Origin of the sequence: Komagataeibacter sucrofermentans DSM 15973, assembly GCF_040581405.1 — a bacterium.
Taxonomy (GTDB): domain Bacteria; phylum Pseudomonadota; class Alphaproteobacteria; order Acetobacterales; family Acetobacteraceae; genus Komagataeibacter; species Komagataeibacter sucrofermentans.
This window is the reverse complement of sequence record NZ_CP137160.1, coordinates 1-15576: the sequence shown is the minus strand read 5'-3', so window position 1 is coordinate 15576 and position 15576 is coordinate 1. Positions and strand designations below refer to the sequence as shown.

Annotated in this window: 17 protein-coding genes; 11 read left to right on the top strand and 6 right to left on the bottom strand. The window is 57.2% G+C overall.

Annotated features, from left to right (window positions below):
* Positions 1–57: 57 nt before the first annotated feature.
* Entirely contained in the window at positions 58–459 is a 402-nt protein-coding gene (locus R5N89_RS16095; RefSeq protein ID WP_039733238.1) for a VOC family protein, read from the top strand.
* A gap of 24 nt (positions 460–483) precedes the next feature.
* Complete coding sequence (gene fghA, locus R5N89_RS16090; RefSeq protein WP_039733239.1) at positions 484–1311, top strand: S-formylglutathione hydrolase; 828 nt, start codon at positions 484–486, stop codon at positions 1309–1311.
* Between the two features lie 175 nt (positions 1312–1486).
* Here the strand turns inward: fghA and R5N89_RS16085 are convergent, their stop codons facing one another.
* The 4 genes from R5N89_RS16085 to tnpA form a co-directional block, all read right to left on the bottom strand.
* Entirely contained in the window at positions 1487–2287 is an 801-nt protein-coding gene (locus R5N89_RS16085) for a LysR substrate-binding domain-containing protein (RefSeq protein WP_244192285.1), read from the bottom strand.
* 79 nt (positions 2288–2366) lie between these two features.
* Entirely contained in the window at positions 2367–3977 is a 1611-nt protein-coding gene (tnpC, locus tag R5N89_RS16080; RefSeq protein WP_130732979.1) for an IS66 family transposase, read from the bottom strand.
* A 63-nt stretch (positions 3978–4040) separates the two neighbouring features.
* A complete protein-coding gene (gene tnpB / locus R5N89_RS16075; protein WP_010510701.1) occupies positions 4041–4388 on the bottom strand; it encodes an IS66 family insertion sequence element accessory protein TnpB in 348 nt (115 codons plus the stop codon).
* A complete protein-coding gene (tnpA, locus tag R5N89_RS16070; RefSeq protein ID WP_007400224.1) occupies positions 4385–4744 on the bottom strand; it encodes an IS66-like element accessory protein TnpA in 360 nt (119 codons plus the stop codon). The genes tnpB and tnpA overlap by 4 nt, the downstream gene beginning before the upstream one ends.
* A gap of 265 nt (positions 4745–5009) precedes the next feature.
* Between tnpA and R5N89_RS16065 the strand changes: the two genes are divergently transcribed.
* Positions 5010–5354 (top strand): YciI family protein, encoded by a 345-nt coding sequence (locus tag R5N89_RS16065; protein WP_171789708.1) that lies wholly within the window; start codon positions 5010–5012, stop codon positions 5352–5354.
* Positions 5351–5971 (top strand): NIPSNAP family protein, encoded by a 621-nt coding sequence (locus tag R5N89_RS16060; RefSeq protein ID WP_039733240.1) that lies wholly within the window; start codon positions 5351–5353, stop codon positions 5969–5971. The genes R5N89_RS16065 and R5N89_RS16060 overlap by 4 nt, the downstream gene beginning before the upstream one ends.
* A 257-nt stretch (positions 5972–6228) precedes the next feature.
* Here the strand turns inward: R5N89_RS16060 and R5N89_RS16055 are convergent, their stop codons facing one another.
* Positions 6229–7422, bottom strand: a complete 1194-nt coding sequence (locus R5N89_RS16055) for a Fic family protein (protein WP_087609084.1) — start codon at positions 7420–7422, stop codon at positions 6229–6231.
* Between the two features lie 237 nt (positions 7423–7659).
* Between R5N89_RS16055 and R5N89_RS16050 the strand changes: the two genes are divergently transcribed.
* The 7 genes from R5N89_RS16050 (at position 7660) to R5N89_RS16020 (ending at position 14414) form a co-directional block, all read left to right on the top strand.
* Positions 7660–8631, top strand: coding sequence for a site-specific integrase (locus tag R5N89_RS16050; RefSeq protein WP_110570144.1), 972 nt, complete (start codon positions 7660–7662; stop codon positions 8629–8631).
* Between the two features lie 283 nt (positions 8632–8914).
* Positions 8915–10186, top strand: coding sequence for a chloride channel protein (locus R5N89_RS16045; protein ID WP_087609087.1), 1272 nt, complete (start codon positions 8915–8917; stop codon positions 10184–10186).
* Positions 10187–10271: 85 nt separating this feature from the next.
* Positions 10272–11600, top strand: coding sequence for a ClC family H(+)/Cl(-) exchange transporter (locus tag R5N89_RS16040; protein ID WP_110570146.1), 1329 nt, complete (start codon positions 10272–10274; stop codon positions 11598–11600).
* 862 nt (positions 11601–12462) lie between these two features.
* Positions 12463–12759 (top strand): WGR domain-containing protein, encoded by a 297-nt coding sequence (locus tag R5N89_RS16035; protein WP_110570148.1) that lies wholly within the window; start codon positions 12463–12465, stop codon positions 12757–12759.
* Positions 12756–13391, top strand: coding sequence for a tyrosine-type recombinase/integrase (locus R5N89_RS16030; protein WP_110570149.1), 636 nt, complete (start codon positions 12756–12758; stop codon positions 13389–13391). The genes R5N89_RS16035 and R5N89_RS16030 overlap by 4 nt, the downstream gene beginning before the upstream one ends.
* Before the next feature lie 82 nt (positions 13392–13473).
* Entirely contained in the window at positions 13474–14127 is a 654-nt protein-coding gene (parA, locus tag R5N89_RS16025; RefSeq protein ID WP_082086140.1) for a ParA family partition ATPase, read from the top strand.
* Complete coding sequence (locus R5N89_RS16020) at positions 14124–14414, top strand: ribbon-helix-helix domain-containing protein (RefSeq protein ID WP_039998296.1); 291 nt, start codon at positions 14124–14126, stop codon at positions 14412–14414. The genes parA and R5N89_RS16020 overlap by 4 nt, the downstream gene beginning before the upstream one ends.
* Before the next feature lie 61 nt (positions 14415–14475).
* On the opposite strand, the gene R5N89_RS16015 is transcribed toward R5N89_RS16020, so the two are convergent.
* Positions 14476–15576, bottom strand: a complete 1101-nt coding sequence (locus tag R5N89_RS16015) for a replication initiator protein A (RefSeq protein WP_110570150.1) — start codon at positions 15574–15576, stop codon at positions 14476–14478.

Here is a 15576-nt window from a genome sequence, read left to right as displayed (position 1 = left end):
TCTGCGTCTCACCGCGCAACATCATTTCCAATGGTTGGAAATTACAGGAGAACGATCATGGCAGTTATTTCCGGTGACGGTGTTTTCTCTCATGTTTTTCTTGGGGCAGTGGATACTGCGGTATCCGCGAAATTCTATGACGCCGCGCTTGCGGCTCTGGGCATAAAAAACCTGGGGCCGTTCGGGCATGGGTGGATTCTGTATGGCCGCGAAAAGCCAGCCTTCATCATTGCACGTCCAGGCAACGGTGAAGCGCCCTCAAGCAACGGTGTCACCATCGGTTTTGCAGCAGCGACACCCGCCGAAGTGGAGGCTTTTCATGCCGCAGGTCTTGCCAATGGGGGAGCCGATGAAGGCGCACCCGGTCCGCGAAGCCACTTACCGGGCGCTTACGCTGCCTATCTCCGGGATCCGGCAGGGAACAAGATCTGCACTTATACCTTCACGGACGGTAACTGACATGCGCAAAAGGCAGTGAGAGCCATGGAACGCAAGGAAACACACGCCTCTTTTGGGGGCGTGCAGGAAGTCTGGCGACACAAGTCCGTGTCGTTGGGTGTGGAAGCAAACTTCGCGATCTACCTGCCGCCGCAGGCAAAAACTGAAAAGGTTCCCGTTCTTTACTGGCTCTCCGGTCTGACATGTACGGAGCAGAATTTCATTGGCAAGGCTGGCGCGCAACGCGTGGCCGCAGAACTGGGCATCGCCATTGTCGCGTCGGATACCAGTCCACGGGGCGTGGGTGTGGCTGATGACGATGCGTACGATCTTGGACAGGGTGCCGGATTTTACCTCAATGCGACGCAGGAGCCGTGGGCTGTGCATTATCGGATGTATGATTACGTCGTCACGGAACTTCCTGCGCTGATTGAGGCGAGCTTTCCGGTTACGCAGCAGCGAGGCATTGCGGGACATTCGATGGGTGGATTTGGCGCCATCATGATCGCGCTGCGTAATCCTGGCCGCTATCGTTCTGTGTCAGCCTTTTCACCCATTGTGGCACCAACGCAGGTACCATGGGGTGAAAAAGCATTCAGTGCTTATCTGGGGCCGGATCGTGCCAGTTGGGCAGCCTATGACCCGCTTGAACTTGTGCGGACAGCGAAGGAAAGACTGCCTGTTCTGATAGATCAGGGTCTGGCGGACCAGTTTCTGAAAGAACAGCTCAGGCCAGAACTGTTCCAGGAAGCCGCACAGAATGCAGGGCAGGAACTCATCCTGAATCTTCGTCCTGATTACGATCACAGCTATTATTTTGTAGCCAGTTTTATTGCAGATCATCTCAGATATTTCGTGAGTAAACTACGATGAATAGATTGTCTGTCTTTTGGGATCCGGAATTTTCTGGCTTTGAGTGGAGATGAAATCTGTTAGGGGCATCTTTCAAACTGTGAAATCAGCTGGCAGCTTGCCGTGTGGGCTTGAGCGTACCGTCGAAGAGCATGGACCTTTCGACGCGCCGGAGCATCGTAGGATATCTCAGATGTCATGGCGGAAAGGCGTTTTGAACTTCGATAACGAAACTCCGCAGTTTTGGGGTCATAGCAGGGCCGGCATTGTAAAGCAGATGCATCGGGCGACCAGGAACTCTCCACTGGGATAGAATGCGGACAAGGCGGCCAGAATCAAGTTCGGGCTTCAAGGCCTGTTCAGAACCCAATACTATGCCCTCTCCTGACAAGGTGAGGGCCAATAGAAAGCCCCAGTCGTTGGACGTCACAGTGCCAGAAACCATGACAGATCGTGTGCAGGTCTTTCGTATAAAGTGCCATGCTGTTCGTACAGAATTTGCAGAGTTTTCGTAGACAAGACACTGATGCCGGGCGAGTTCCTCAGGACTGTCCGGAGCGCCAAATTTTTCGAGATAGGCAGGCGCTGCGCAGACCGTGAGGGAATATGAGGCCAGAGGGCGACTGACGACCGTAAGATCGGGATCTGGCTCGCCAATACGAATGACAGCTTCATGGCCATCCAGCGTCGGATGAACCAGTTGATCCGTAAGGGATACTTGTAATCGTACCTTCGGGAATTTCTTCCGAAAATTATGTAGAAACATGGGGAACATGGTCCGCCCGAAGGTAACTGGTACGCTGACAGCAAGTGTACCACGTGGTTCGCCCAGCGTGTTGGCGGCAAGATTATCAGCACGCTCGACAGCCTTCAGGACGAGATGACATTGCTCGCAGTAAAGACTCCCTATTTCTGTGAGGCTCTGACGACGTGTCGTCCGATGGAGCAGGCGCGTGCCAAGATGACGCTCCAGAGCCTCTATATGTTTGGCCACCATCTGCGGCGATAAGGTCAGACGCTGAGCGGCCGCGGCAAAAGACCCCAGTTCCGTAACCGGCCGCTCTGGGCCGCCTTGATTATGCGGCCTGTCTGTGCAGTGTATTCACGGGTTTCCAGTTCCATGGCAACAGTTCGTGGAGCCGGTTGATCTTGTGCTCGTTGATACGGGCCAGGACGTCGGCGAGGTAATCGTGCGGATTAAGCCGGGAGAGTTTTGCGCTTTCGATAAGCGTCATGGCATCAGCGATGTTGTCGCCCCCGGTGTCGGATCCGGCAAAGAGATAATTTTTTCGCCCCACGCATACGGGCCGTATGGCGCGTTCGGCAGGATTGTTGTCGATGGCGACACGACCATCTTCGAGGAACAGGGTAAAGGCCTTCCACCGGTTGAACGCATAACGGATCGCTTTTGCCAGTTCCCCCTTTCCAGGGATACGGGCAAGCTGTGTTTCGCACCATGCGTGGAATGCTGTGACACGGGGGCGGCTTTGTTCCTGTCGGACAGCCAGACGATACGGGGCCGGGTGTCCGGTGATCTGGCGCTCGATATCGTAGAGCTCTCCGATCTGTTCAAGTGCTTCCCTTGCGATTGTCGAATCACTGCCCTTCCAGACATCATGGAAGGCCCGGCGGAGATGAGCCCAGCAGGCCGCTTCGCGCACGTGCACGGTTCCTGTTGCGTCTGGTTTATACAGATCCCTGAACCCGGCGTAGGCGTCAGCCTGCAGAATGCCCCGGAACTGTGCCAGATGGGTCTGGGGATTGATCCCCTTGCGATCGGGAGAGAACCAGTAGGCCACGGCGGGCGGATCACTCCCTCCCCATGGGCGGGGATCGCGCAGATAGCTCCAGATCCGCCCTTCCTTCACGCCCCGGGGTTTGCCAGCCTGACGCAGACGGGGGTCAAGAACCTGGATGGGTGTATCATCAGCATGTAGCAGGTCTGCCTTTACGACATCCTGACGGATCAGATCTGTCAGAGGACGCAGAACGGCAACGGCCTGACCACACCAGTCGATCAGGGTTGAACGGGGAATGTCCACACCCTGACGGGCAAAGATCTCATTCTGACGATAAAGCGGAATGTGGTCATCGAATTTCGAGACCAGGATATGGGCTAAAAGCCCGGTGCCAGCCATCCCCCGTGGGACAGGGCGCGACGGTGCTTCAGGCTGCACCAGTGTTTCGCAGTGACGGCAGGATTTCTTCAGCCGTGCCGTTTCGACAACTTTCAGTTTTGCCGCAATAAAGTCCAGTATTTCGGTGACATCTTCGCCTACAAGACGCAGGGGACCGCCACAGGCAGGACAGGCCTCACCTGGGTCGAGAACAATACGCTCCCGTGGTGTCGTGTCAGAAACCTTTGGTTTGCCACGCTGCCGTGGGGGAGAGAGTGCATCATCGCTGACATCATGCTCCCTGATATCAGGAGAAGGATCGGCTGCCGCGATGGCGATTTTTACATCTTCAAGGAGCAGTTCGAGTTGTTCAATCTCACGGTCTATCTTTTCTGAACTGGCCCCGAATTTCTGTTTCTGAAGACGTGCGATCCGGATTTTGAGAGACTGGACAAGAGCTTCATACGCACGGGCTGACGCAGAAAGCCGAGCCACTTCGGTCTGCAGGGAAACAATCATTTCCCTCAGGGTATCCGGATCATCAGGCAGGACCGCAGGTGCAGACGTCATTATGAAAAAATAGCAGAAAACCTAAGAAAATTCAAAATGTTCTGCACTCTCACGCCATAAAAATCAGGCCACGCGAGACGGTGGTGCAGACCAGGAAGGGCGTCTCCACTCCATGCCTTCCCACAGCATGGCCATCTGTGCTGTCGTCAGGCGTGCAACGCCCTCTGCCGGAGACGGCCATGGAAAACGTCCCTTCTCAAGCACCTTGTAATAAAGACAGAACCCCTGACCGTCCCACATCAGAAGCTTGATCCTGTCCCCACGGCGACCACGAAAGGCAAAGAGCGCCCCTGATGTCGGGTTCTGACGCAGCACGTCCTGTGCCAGTGCTGCCAGACCCGATATGCCCTTGCGCATATCGGTCACCCCGCAGGCCAGATAGACACGCACGCCGTTGCCCACGCCAATCATGCCGTCTCCGCAATCCGGATGACCCGGGCCAGAAGATCTTCGGCAGGATGTCCCGTCACCCTGATACTACGGCCATTGCGCAGCACTATGGCCAGTTCGTCAGGATCACCGCCAGATGCCACAGCAGGTGTCGTCACTGAAGCAACAGGAACAAACGCCACAGACTGATCTGGGGAAGATAGTCTTTGACGGAATGACGTCCGCCATTGGTAAAGATGTTGGCGGGTCAGGTCATGTCGACGTGCCACATCCGATACACTTGCTCCATCCACACCAACTTCAGCCAGTATCGCCAGCTTCCGTTCATCCGACCAGCGGCGGCGGCGTTCAACGCCAATCAGGATTTCCTGGGTCATTCTTACCTCTCAAATGACGTCAATAACGACGTCGTTAACGACGGTAAGTTACCAGTCACAATCCTCAATCATAAGGCGGCCTCAAACGGCCGGTTACCCAGTTCCACAACCTTGATGAAAACCTTCATACTGGTCAAACGATCAAGCATTCATCATCCTCAGTTGTGACTGACATCTTCTATCGACAATTTATCTCTTAAAAAAGAGGAATATGTTGAGCCTGCTGATTGATCGGCAAGCATCTTCTCCGATGGAGCTCTTTAGAATGCCTATTTATCTTGTGCGAATGGATCATCCGGACGGCGACGGGTGGGGGCAGCATGTCGTGGCGCATGTGCTGTATCTCAAGCGCCTCATTCAGGAAGGTAGTCTTCTGGCTTCTGGTCCGCTGAAAGGCACCCCATTGCGGTCAGGTTTTCTGATCATGAAAGGTGCCAATCGGCAGGAGATTGAAGCGATGGTGGCTCGGGATCCGTTCTCGCCGGAAGGTTTGATCTGTGATCTTCGAATTGAAGAGTGGGATCCGCTGTTCGGTTGCCTGTCCAACCTATCGACCGGCAAACCGCCCGTGGAACTGCAATCTCTATTCCCATCCGAAGAACACTCATGATCTATGAAATGATTCGCTTTCGGACGGATGTTTTGGGAGTGCCAGCCCTCTCCCGTCTCCTGAAAGCACGGTTCTCGGATACCCTGAATCCTGTTGCGGGAAGCCTCACAGGGGTATGGCGAACGGAGATCGGTGAACTTGGAACGCTACTCCTGCTGCGTTCCTTTTCCTGTCAGGATGCCTTGCTTAAGGCGCGGCACAGAACACTGGAGTCCAGAACGCCCTTCGGTATCAAGATGAACGACGTTTTAATAGAAGCTGAGGCGTTTGAAGGCTTTCCGTTTCTTAAACCCCCGGAGTTTGGTGAATGTGGTGGACTCTATGAAATCCGAACTTACAGTTTAAAAGCTGGAGGGTTGGAACCGACCCTGAAAGCGTGGCAGAGTGCTCTGAAGCCTGCACAAGCCTATACCCGCCACCTGATCACCAACATGTTCGCGCTGGATGGTGCGTCACGCATCTGCCATATCTGGGCCTTCGACAGCTTTGAACAACGCAATATTCTGCGTCAGCAACATTACGTGGACGGACTTTGGCCGCCAAAAGGAGGGCCTGAGCAAATTATTCATGCCCAGTCCTGCCTTTGCTTACCGGAAACTTTCTCGCCATTACGGTGACGACGAAAAGCTCACAAATGTTCCCATGAATGACTGCTTTGCCAGCCTTGTCGCTTGATAACCGACATTCTGTTACCCCCCCATTTTTCCCATTCGTATTAGATCCGTATCAAACAGACTATAGTCATATTGAGACAGAGCAAAGCTATGCAAGAATAAGGGCTATATGTCGGTTTTTGTCGGGAAGCCTGAATGGGACAGACTTCCAGCCATTTCTATTGAAGCTGTCAAAACGGATATTGTGCAGCGAGGCCCTTTTATGATGATGGGTCTGGCAGTGCCGGTTCTTCCCCGAAGGGGCGATTGAGGATCGTGAGCACCTCTTCGGCAGCATAGATCCGGTTGCGGGCATAGCCGGTACGTTCGGTCAGGATCCCGACCTGGCAGAGCTGGGCAAGGGCCGTCTGGGCGGCCGGGGGCGTGATGTCCAGCAGATGGCCAAGGCGACTGGCCGTCAGGACGGGATAATCGGTCAGCAGGTCCAGCGCGCGCAGCGCGGCCGAGCCCTTGCGGAAAGCCCGGCGCTGCCGCCATGTGGCCTTCAGGGCCTGGGTTGCCTGCCGGGTGACCTGCACTTCGGTAACGGTCCGGATGATGGCGTCTGACAGGAACCCGATCAGGGGCGGCCAGTCGAGCCGCTGCTGGGCACGTTTGAGCGCCGCGTAATAGTCCTGTCTGTGGGCCTCGATATAGGGGGAAAGATACAGGGGGACCTGGCCGTCAGCGGCCATCATCAGCGGAAGTAGCAGGCGGCCAACCCGGCCATTGCCATCGCTGAACGGATGCACGGCCTCGAAATGGGCATGGGCGATGGCCAGCCGGGTGATGAGGGACTGGGTCATCTGCTGCATCCCGTCGGCCTGCATGTAGTTCAGGGAGGCCTCCAGACAGGCTGCCACCTGGTCGGGAGGAGGCGGGTTATAGGTCGAATAGGCGATATGCCCTGTCCCGCCGATCCAGACCACGTCCCGGCGCAGGGTGCCCGGTGTCCTGCGATAGGCCGGGTCATGCTGCATGACCGCCTGATGGAGCGTCAGCACGGTGGGCAGGCGGAAGAGGGCCGGGCCTTCGCTGCAGGCCTGTGGCAGGAACTGCTCCAGGGCGCGCGCATAGTCGCGGACCTGCCGTGTGGCATGGGAAGCGTCCTGGTCGTCTTCATCGACCACCAGCAGCTCATTGAGGGTGCTGTGCGTGCCTTCCATGGCAGAACTGCTGAGGGCTTCCTGACGGCTCAGGACGCGGCTGATCAGGTACGGATCAGGCAGGGTACGGGCGAGGGCGGCGATTTCACCCAGGGCGGACAAAGCCTGCCCATGGCGGGCGGCGGCATCGCCCAGCATAACGCCCGCTTCAGGCGGCGACGGGGGCACGACCCCGTAATGCTGGGCATAGGGGGCGGGTAGCCGCTGCAGACATTCCCGGATCCCGCCGGCCAGATCCTCACGCTTCATCCTGGCCAACCTTTTCCTGAGACCGGATTTTCCTAACATGATTAAGGTTTTTGTTAAAACCTTAATCATGTTAGCCAGAAGTAGGCCCTTGCGCAAGGTTCTGCCACGTTGTGCGTGCAGCCACAGGTGACGTGGATGAAAATCCCTCCAGGCCTAATCCTGTCCGGTAATATGGATTACCGGACAGGTCTGCGCTAGGCTCTGGCGAGCCCGAAAGCCGCAGGAAACCGCCCTATCGTGATTATCGATCCTAACGGGATTGGCCCGGCCGGCAGGGACACTTCCCTGGCCGCGCCGCTGGCCCAGGCCCGCGCCTATGCCCGCGCCAGCCGGGCGCCCGCCACCCGCCTGGCCTACCGGCGCGACTGGGCCGCCTTCACCGCCTGGTGCCACGCCCGGGACCAGGGCGCGCTGCCCGCCGATCCCCGGCTGGTGGCACTGTTCCTTGCCCATGAGGCCGCGCGTGGCCTGCGCCCGTCATCGATCGGCCGCCGGCTGGCGGCCATCGCCTTTGCCCATCGTCAGGCCGGCTGCGTGCCGCCCCAGGCCCAGCCACAGGCGGGCGTGCTGGCAGAAGTGATCGCCGGCATCCGTCGTCAGGCCGGCACCGCCCCGCGCCGCAAGCAGGCTGCCGATGACCGGGTGCTGCAGGCCATGCTGGCCGCCCTGCCGGCGACAAACCTGAAGGCCATCCGTGACCGGGCGCTGCTGGCCTTCGGCATGGCCGGGGCCTTCCGCCGCTCGGAACTGGCCGGGCTGCGCTGCGACCAGCTCGACCGCACCCCAGAGGGCATGACCGTGCGCTTCGGGGCAACCAAGACCGATCCCGAGGGGCGGGGCGTGTGCATCGCCATTCCCGAAGGACGCCGCATCCGGCCCGTCGCCCTGCTCGAGGCCTGGCTGGAGGCGGCCGGAATTACGGACGGAGCCGTATTCCGTGACGTGGTGCGCGGTCAGGCCAGCGCAGGCCCGATCAGCGACCGCACCGTGGCCCGCGTGGTCCAGCGCGCTGCCCAGGCCGCAGGCTACGACCCGGCCCGCTTCGGGGGGCATTCCCTGCGCGCAGGCTTCCTCACCTCAGGCGCGCGGGCCGGGGCCAGTCTCTTCCGGCTCAAGGACGTCTCCCGCCACCGCTCCACCGATGTCCTCGCAGCCTATGTCCGCGAGGCCGGACTCTTTACAGATCATGCAGGAGAGACGTTTCTTTGACTGTCATTTTAGGTAGAGGCTGTGCCGGTCCAGGTCCGTCCATTTCCTGATCGACCACGTCCAGATCTTCCGTGCATTCTGGCAAAATTTGTGGTTGGTCTGTTTTCTGAACTTTTCGTAATTCTGAAAATTATTTCCCATGGTCAGTATGTCCCCTTTATTCTCTCCCGGCGTAGCCCAGAACGACAATAATGAGGCTTCCATAGCTACTACCCGTTCCAGGCGGGCCCGTCGGATGCGGCGTCTGGCGCGGGTCAGGACCCTGAAGTGGCATCGAACCATCATGTATTGTACCGGGGCCGTGCTGATTGGCATTATCTCCGTAATCTTTGCCCATATCGGGGATTGGGCGGCCGAGCTGCGTTATCATGTTGTCGCCAGAAACCCATGGTCCATGCTGGTGATTGCCCCGCTCGGGCTTGTTGCCATTTCCTGGCTGACACGCCTGTTGTTCAATGGTGCTCAGGGATCAGGAATTCCCCAGACAATCGCAACCCTGCATATGCATAATTTCGTGCTTGTGGACCGGATCCTGACCTTGCGCATTGCGCTGGGCAAGATCCTGATGACATGCTTGGGTCTCATCTGTGGTGCCTCGATCGGTCGTGAAGGGCCGAGTGTCCAGATCGGCGCTTCCATCATGCACGCATTTTCGCGTGCCATGGGGCAGCATAATGATGTCACCAGGCATGGTATGATCCTCGCAGGGGGGGCTGCCGGCATGGCTGCCGCTTTCAATACGCCTCTTGCCGGTGTTGTGTTTGCGATTGAAGAACTGGCGCACTCCTTTGAACAGAAGGCGTCGGGGCGTACTCTGACTGTTATTATTTTTTCGGGGATTACAGCAATTGCCCTGTTGGGGAACTATACATATTTTGGTCGGACGAATGTTTTTATTCCGGTAGGACGCGCATGGCTGGCCGTTCTGGTATGTGGTGTAAGTGGTGGATTGGCGGGGGGGATTTTCGCCCGTCTTGTCATCCGCCTTTCAAAAGGTCTACCGGCTTTTCTTGGCCGGTTTTCAAGTCGATTCCCTCTTGTATTTGTGGCGCTATGCGGCCTGTTACTGGCTCTGATCGGACTGGCATCAGATGGTGCGACTTATGGTACGGGCTATCTGCAGGCGCGTGGGATAGTGGATGGAAGTCTGCATTATCCTGCGTCTTTCTTTCTTCTGAAGTATATCTCCATGCTGATTACTTTCTGCTCTGGCATTCCTGGCGGCATGTTTGCACCTTCCCTTGCGATCGGTGCAGGAATGGGAGGATGGGCCGAGCAGTTTCTGCCTCATACGTCGCCTGGAGGCGTTGTACTGCTGGGTATGGCTGCCTATTTTTGTGGCGTTGCCCAGTCACCGCTGACGGCAACCATCATCGTGATGGAAATATGTGACAATCAGCAGGTGACCCTAGCCCTGCTGGCCACGGCCTTCCTGTCGTTCGGTGTATCCCGCATGGTCTGTCCCAGACCGCTTTATTCGGCACTGGCTACGGGATTTCTGGAAAAAACAGAGCAAATGGCGCGACAGGTATCTCACGATAGATTGGAAAAATAATTTTATTCTGAACTGGGTTCCTGATCGAGCGGCTGATCAGCATTCTGTTGGGCAGATTCACCAACAAGAAAAGAAATATGAAATCATGTTGCTTCCTCTGTCCAATCCGGTTCCACAATCAGGGAAACCGGAAAATGTCTGCAGTCTGGTGTTCCTGTCTGCGGCATCTGTCGTGATCGGGGCATCTGCCGGTATGATCTGTGGTATCTTCCGCTTGTTGCTGGAATGGCTGGAGGCCGTCCGGACAGATATGGGAATGGAAGTGTCGCTTCAGCATGGCTTTTCTTGCGAAGGCGTGCTGTTGATCATCGGATCTGGCGCAGCTGCATGGCTGGCTTCAGGTCTCGTTCGTCATTTTGCCCCTCTTGCAGCAGGAAGTGGCATCCCGCATGTGGAAGCTGTCTTGTTGAGTGCGTCACCGCCTGCGCCATGGCGGGTGGTGCCCGTCAAATTCGTGGGTGGCCTGCTGGCGATCGGAAGTGGGCTTGCCTTGGGACGTGAAGGGCCCAGTGTGCAGATGGGAGCGACTGCAGCTCATACGTTTGGCAGGCTGCTCTGTCTGGAGAAGACAGACTGCCTTGCCCTCCTTGCTGCAGGCGCGGGAGCAGGGCTGGCGACCGCTTTCAATGCGCCGGCAGCCGGTGCTGTTTTCGTTTTGGAAGAACTGGTCGGCCGGTTTGAAATCAGAATGGTTTGTGCCGCATTGGGGGCATCCATTTCGGCCATTCTGGTCAGCCGGGGCATGCTGGGTAGCCAGACGGTCTTTAGTGTCGCTCCTCTGATCCTTCCAGAATCGCTTGCCAAACAGCTGTTTTTCGTCATGACCGGGGTCATGACGGGCCTGGTTGCTGTCGGATACAACCGGACGACCATGGCAGTGCTCCGTCTGGCCGGGAGGCTGCCTATCAGCATCTCAGTCAGGCCTGTTCTGGTGGGAGGTTTGGCCGGTTTGGTGGTTTGTCTTGCACCGCACTTGGCTGGAGGGGGAAAGTGGATCACGCAGACGGCCATAAACAACGAGATCGGATTACATCAGATTCCGGCACTACTGGCTTTTCGGCTGATTTTTGGGGCCCTGTCTTATGCCGCTGCAACACCTGGAGGTCTGTTTGCCCCCATGCTGGCCCTGGGGGCACTTTCCGGTCTGGGGAGTAGTGTTGTGGCACAGGCATTAAGTCCTGATACACCTCTGGCGACCGCACCTTTTGTGATTGTCGGCATGGCCTCCATGTTCGCCGGATCCGTTCGTGCACCGCTGACCGGGATTATTCTGGTTATGGAAATGACAGGTTCGTCCGAGTTGATAATGCCGCTTTTATCCGGGAGTTTTGCTGCGATGGTCGTAGCCGGCGCACTTGGAGACATGCCCATTTATGCTGCCCTGAGACTCAGGGCCCAGTCACACACGCGATGATTTCAGAGAAGTGTTCTATCCCCGCTCTGGGGGGAAGCAGAATGCAATTGCATAATAAGTCTCTGACCTTAGATCAGGAGGCTATGATGCCCCGGAATAGCTCTCATCCGAAGGTGGAGATTTTCAACTTCCGGATTGACCCGGCGCTGAAGGCAGCGTTCACGGCTGCAACCAGTGCGGATGAACGGCCTGCTGCCGATGTGCTGCGGGATTTCATGCGCGCTATGTGGCGGGGCGGGAGCGTCGTGCTTTCGAGGCAGAAGCGCGGCGGCAGTCCCGTGAAGTAGCGGTGCTGGCGTGCGCCCCGGCGAGTGATGAAGCTCTCGTCTTGCGCGCACTGGACGCGCTTTTCGAGGAGGACGATTTCCGGGATGGGTGGACGGCGTGAAACGTGGTGATCTGGTGACGATTGCCGTTAATGGTGATTATGGCGAACCGCGTCCGGTCCTTGGGGTGCAGGCCGACGCCTTTTCCGACCCGCCAGCTATGACCGTGCTGAGGTTGACCAGCATCGTGCAGAACTGGCCTTTGTTCCGGATTACGGTTGTACCAGCACGACGAACGGCTTACGCAGCCTGTCGCAGGTGATGGTTGATTGGGCGATATCCCTGCCACGGGAGAAGATCGGTCAGGGTTTCGGGCATCTGGAGGCTGCGTCTCTGCGTCAGGTTGATCAAGCTTTGTCAGTTTTTCTCGGTCTGTCGGGTGACCGTCTTCCATGATTACGCGCGATTTTCCGGTGTTTCAAAGGGCTATAGGCAATAGTGTAACAGGCCGGGCCTGAATCGGGCCGGCCGGCCCCGCGATTGCAGCGGTTTTCCTGTCCGGGGCGGGTGATATGTGTTACACTTTTCGGGAAATCATGCCCAGACCTGCCCCGAAGGCCCCTGTCCGGCCGCCTCGCCAGTTGCCGCTGTTCCCCGAAACGGCGGCGCTGGTGCGCGTGGATCCGGCCGCCAACTGCTGGCGCTTCTACCATCTGTCACTGCAGCCCGACCTGTTCGGCGGCACCGCCCTGGTGCGGCAGTGGGGGCGGATCGGAACGGTCGGCCGGCAGATCTGCGAGCTGCATGACGATGTCGGGCAGGCGCTCGACGCCCTCGCCCGTCAGCTTCGGGCCAAGCGCCGGCGGGGTTACCGCGACAGGACGGCCGGATGAGCGGCACCCGAAAACCGGGACAGCGGGCGACCCCGGCAGGCGCCCCTGGCGGGATGCAGCTGTTCGACCGCGACGGGAGCCGCAAATACCTCACGGTTGCCGAGCGGGCGCGGTTCCTGCGCGCGGCCGAGCAGGCGCCGCGCGAGGCCCGCACGCTGTGCATGACCCTGGCCTGGTCAGGCTGTCGCTTGTCCGAGGCCCTCGCCCTGACGGCGGACCGGGTGGACCTCGCCGGCGGCGTGCTGGTGTTCGCTACGCTCAAGAAGCGCCAGGACGGGATCTATCGCGCCGTGCCGGTGCCCCCCTCCCTGCTCGAGGCCCTGGATCTGGTGCATGGCATCCGCGAGGCCCAGCGTAGGCGAGGGCGTGGATCGGCCGCCCGGCTGTGGCCCTGGTCCCGCATGACCGGCTGGCGGGCGGTGCACGCGGTCATGGACGCCGCCGGCCTGTCCGGCCCGGCCGCCTCCCCCAAGGGCCTGCGCCATGCCTTCGGCGTCGCCGCCGTCTCCAGCGGTATCCCCCTCAACATGGTGCAGAAATGGCTCGGTCACGCCCAGCTCTCCACCACCGCCATCTACGCCGATGCCGTCGGCGCCGAGGAGCAGGATATCGCACGGAAAATGTGGGAGTGATTTTCTGTCATTCTCTCTTGTAGATAGAGCAGATTTTCACGTATGACCACATGCAAACATGAGGTCATGTAAGGACGTTCACATGCCAACAATAGCGATTATCAGCCAGAAGGGTGGGGCTGGAAAAACCACTCTGGCCTTGCATCTGGCTGCTGCGGCTGAGGATGCTGGCCATACAGCATTGGTGATTGATGTGGACCCACAGGCGACGGCGAGCCAATGGGCCGCATGGCGTAAGGATGCTCCGCCGGTTGTAATTGACAGTGCTCCGCCTCGTCTCGCGGCTAAGATCGGACAGGCAATGAGTCAGGGTGCTGAGTTCATCGTGATTGATACTCCGCCTCACGCTGATAGTGCGGCTAGTGCTGCCGTTGAAGTCGCCGATTTGGTATTAATTCCATGTCGGCCGAGTGCGTTCGATCTTGCAGCAATCAAAACGACTGCCAGCCTTATAAAAATGCGTGGCAAACCAGCCTTCGTCGTTTTTACAGCGGGAAGTCCGACTGCTCCACGTATGTATGAGGAGGCCACACAACTCGTACAAAGTTACGGACTGAACGCATGTCCACATATTATCGCTGATCGTGCAGTTTTCCGTCATGCTGCGGCGGAAGGGAAAACTGCAATGGAAGTAGAGCCTAAAGGCAAGGCGTCTGATGAGGTAAGGCTGCTTTACAAGTGGACATGCAAGCATGTAAACATGCAATCATCAAGGAAGCGGAGAGCTAGTGCATGAGCCGGAAGGGGTCTCTACTGTCGTTGCGGGATCGTGATTCCGCAATATCGCCGGTTGCAGTTGCATCAGAAGGCAAGGTTGCTGCTACCAATGTTGTTGGTACAGCCAGCAAGCAGGTTGCGCCGAGCCGTCAGGGCAAGAAAGCCATGACCGGCTATTTTAGTCCGGAAATGTCATTTGCCATGCATATGACCGCCAGAAAGCATGGGATGAGTTTACAGGATGCGATGGCCGACGCGTTTAACGACTGGCTACGCAAGATGGGAGAAAGTCCTGTGGGCAAGTAGGCATGTTTACGTGCGGTCATGTTTGCATGTAGGCATGTACACTTGCTGGCGTATGCCGGAATCAGCGTATTGGGTTGCGTTCGTGCCGTTTTTTACAAAAGCCAATAAAGGCTCCGGCAGGGCTTTTAAGCTCTGGTTTTCCCATGTCGTGCCACCATGAAACCCATTCGTCATGGAGAGCATAGATGTCATATCCTGGCGCAACGGTTTTAGCGTCATGCATGGTTTCGGGGTCGATGTAGGGAGCATCCCTCATAGGGGCGATAACATCGACCTTTGTTTTAAGGCTCAAACGGTTGCGAAATAGAATGATGTCGTCGGCCATTGTGATGGCATAGTCAGGAAAATGAGCATGACTGGTGTCATGCGCACAAACTTTCTTAACCAAGGATCGAAAGACGCGAAGCGGGCTATTTGAGCCACATTTTTTTTGCAGCAGCTCTAATCCGATCTTCCATTCATCTTTCATACCGCAGTGTTTGCGGGCTAGTTCGTACATGCGTCGTTCGAACGGTTTACGAAGTCGGAAATAGTCTCGGTGAAGAGTTAGGACATTCTTGCTGATGACTGAACGATAGACCCAATCTGACAGAGTGATTTCAAGATCAAGCATTCGGCCATCAAACGTCTTACGGGTGATTCTAGCTTCTTCGATCAAACCGAAAATTCGCGTTTCTTCAATGCCGCCTGTTTGAATGTTGGTTCGCACGGTTGTTCCGCGCAAACGTGTCAACGCGTCGGTCAGTAGCCTATAGCCTGCTCCGCTGGTTTGACGATTGGTAGCGACCAGCATGTCATAGGCTTGAAGGCGGAGTGTTCGGCCTGGTTGTTCGCCGTGATTCATTTTCGCAACGAGCTGAGAGATGCAGTAGATTAGGATATCCTTGTCATGGATCGTTGCCAGCCCTTTGCCAGACGGGATGATCTCTATGATATTCCCATTGTGTTCATAGCGTCGCATCCGGTTGTCTGGCTTGGTCGAGAGCGAAAAAACTGGATGCTCCATTGACGCCATATCATCTTTGGGAATGGCATCGAGCACGTCACAGATGAATAGATCCTGATTTGGATGGCGGACTGGAAGGAGGGGCGTGCGATCATCACCTTCCACAGCCAGAGAAGGCACAATGTCGAACAAGGAAGGAGAAGATTCTATCGTCAT

Bases quoted from the DNA above. Each gene is read 5' to 3' on its own strand.
- tnpB (WP_010510701.1), bottom strand. From the start codon at position 4,388: ATGATTGGCGTGGGCAACGGCGTGCGTGTCTATCTGGCCTGCGGGGTG.
- R5N89_RS16060 (WP_039733240.1), top strand. From the start codon at position 5,351: ATGATCTATGAAATGATTCGCTTTCGGACGGATGTTTTGGGAGTGCCA.
- R5N89_RS16055 (WP_087609084.1), bottom strand. From the start codon at position 7,422: ATGAAGCGTGAGGATCTGGCCGGCGGGATCCGGGAATGTCTGCAGCGG.
- R5N89_RS16065 (WP_171789708.1), top strand. From the start codon at position 5,010: ATGCCTATTTATCTTGTGCGAATGGATCATCCGGACGGCGACGGGTGG.
- parA (WP_082086140.1), top strand. From the start codon at position 13,474: ATGCCAACAATAGCGATTATCAGCCAGAAGGGTGGGGCTGGAAAAACC.
- tnpC (WP_130732979.1), bottom strand. From the start codon at position 3,977: ATGACGTCTGCACCTGCGGTCCTGCCTGATGATCCGGATACCCTGAGG.
- R5N89_RS16040 (WP_110570146.1), top strand. From the start codon at position 10,272: ATGTTGCTTCCTCTGTCCAATCCGGTTCCACAATCAGGGAAACCGGAA.
- R5N89_RS16030 (WP_110570149.1), top strand. From the start codon at position 12,756: ATGAGCGGCACCCGAAAACCGGGACAGCGGGCGACCCCGGCAGGCGCC.
- R5N89_RS16035 (WP_110570148.1), top strand. From the start codon at position 12,463: ATGCCCAGACCTGCCCCGAAGGCCCCTGTCCGGCCGCCTCGCCAGTTG.
- R5N89_RS16095 (WP_039733238.1), top strand. From the start codon at position 58: ATGGCAGTTATTTCCGGTGACGGTGTTTTCTCTCATGTTTTTCTTGGG.
- R5N89_RS16015 (WP_110570150.1), bottom strand. From the start codon at position 15,576: ATGACGATAGAATCTTCTCCTTCCTTGTTCGACATTGTGCCTTCTCTG.
- fghA (WP_039733239.1), top strand. From the start codon at position 484: ATGGAACGCAAGGAAACACACGCCTCTTTTGGGGGCGTGCAGGAAGTC.
- R5N89_RS16085 (WP_244192285.1), bottom strand. From the start codon at position 2,287: ATGGTGGCCAAACATATAGAGGCTCTGGAGCGTCATCTTGGCACGCGC.
- R5N89_RS16020 (WP_039998296.1), top strand. From the start codon at position 14,124: ATGAGCCGGAAGGGGTCTCTACTGTCGTTGCGGGATCGTGATTCCGCA.
- R5N89_RS16045 (WP_087609087.1), top strand. From the start codon at position 8,915: ATGTATTGTACCGGGGCCGTGCTGATTGGCATTATCTCCGTAATCTTT.
- tnpA (WP_007400224.1), bottom strand. From the start codon at position 4,744: ATGACCCAGGAAATCCTGATTGGCGTTGAACGCCGCCGCCGCTGGTCG.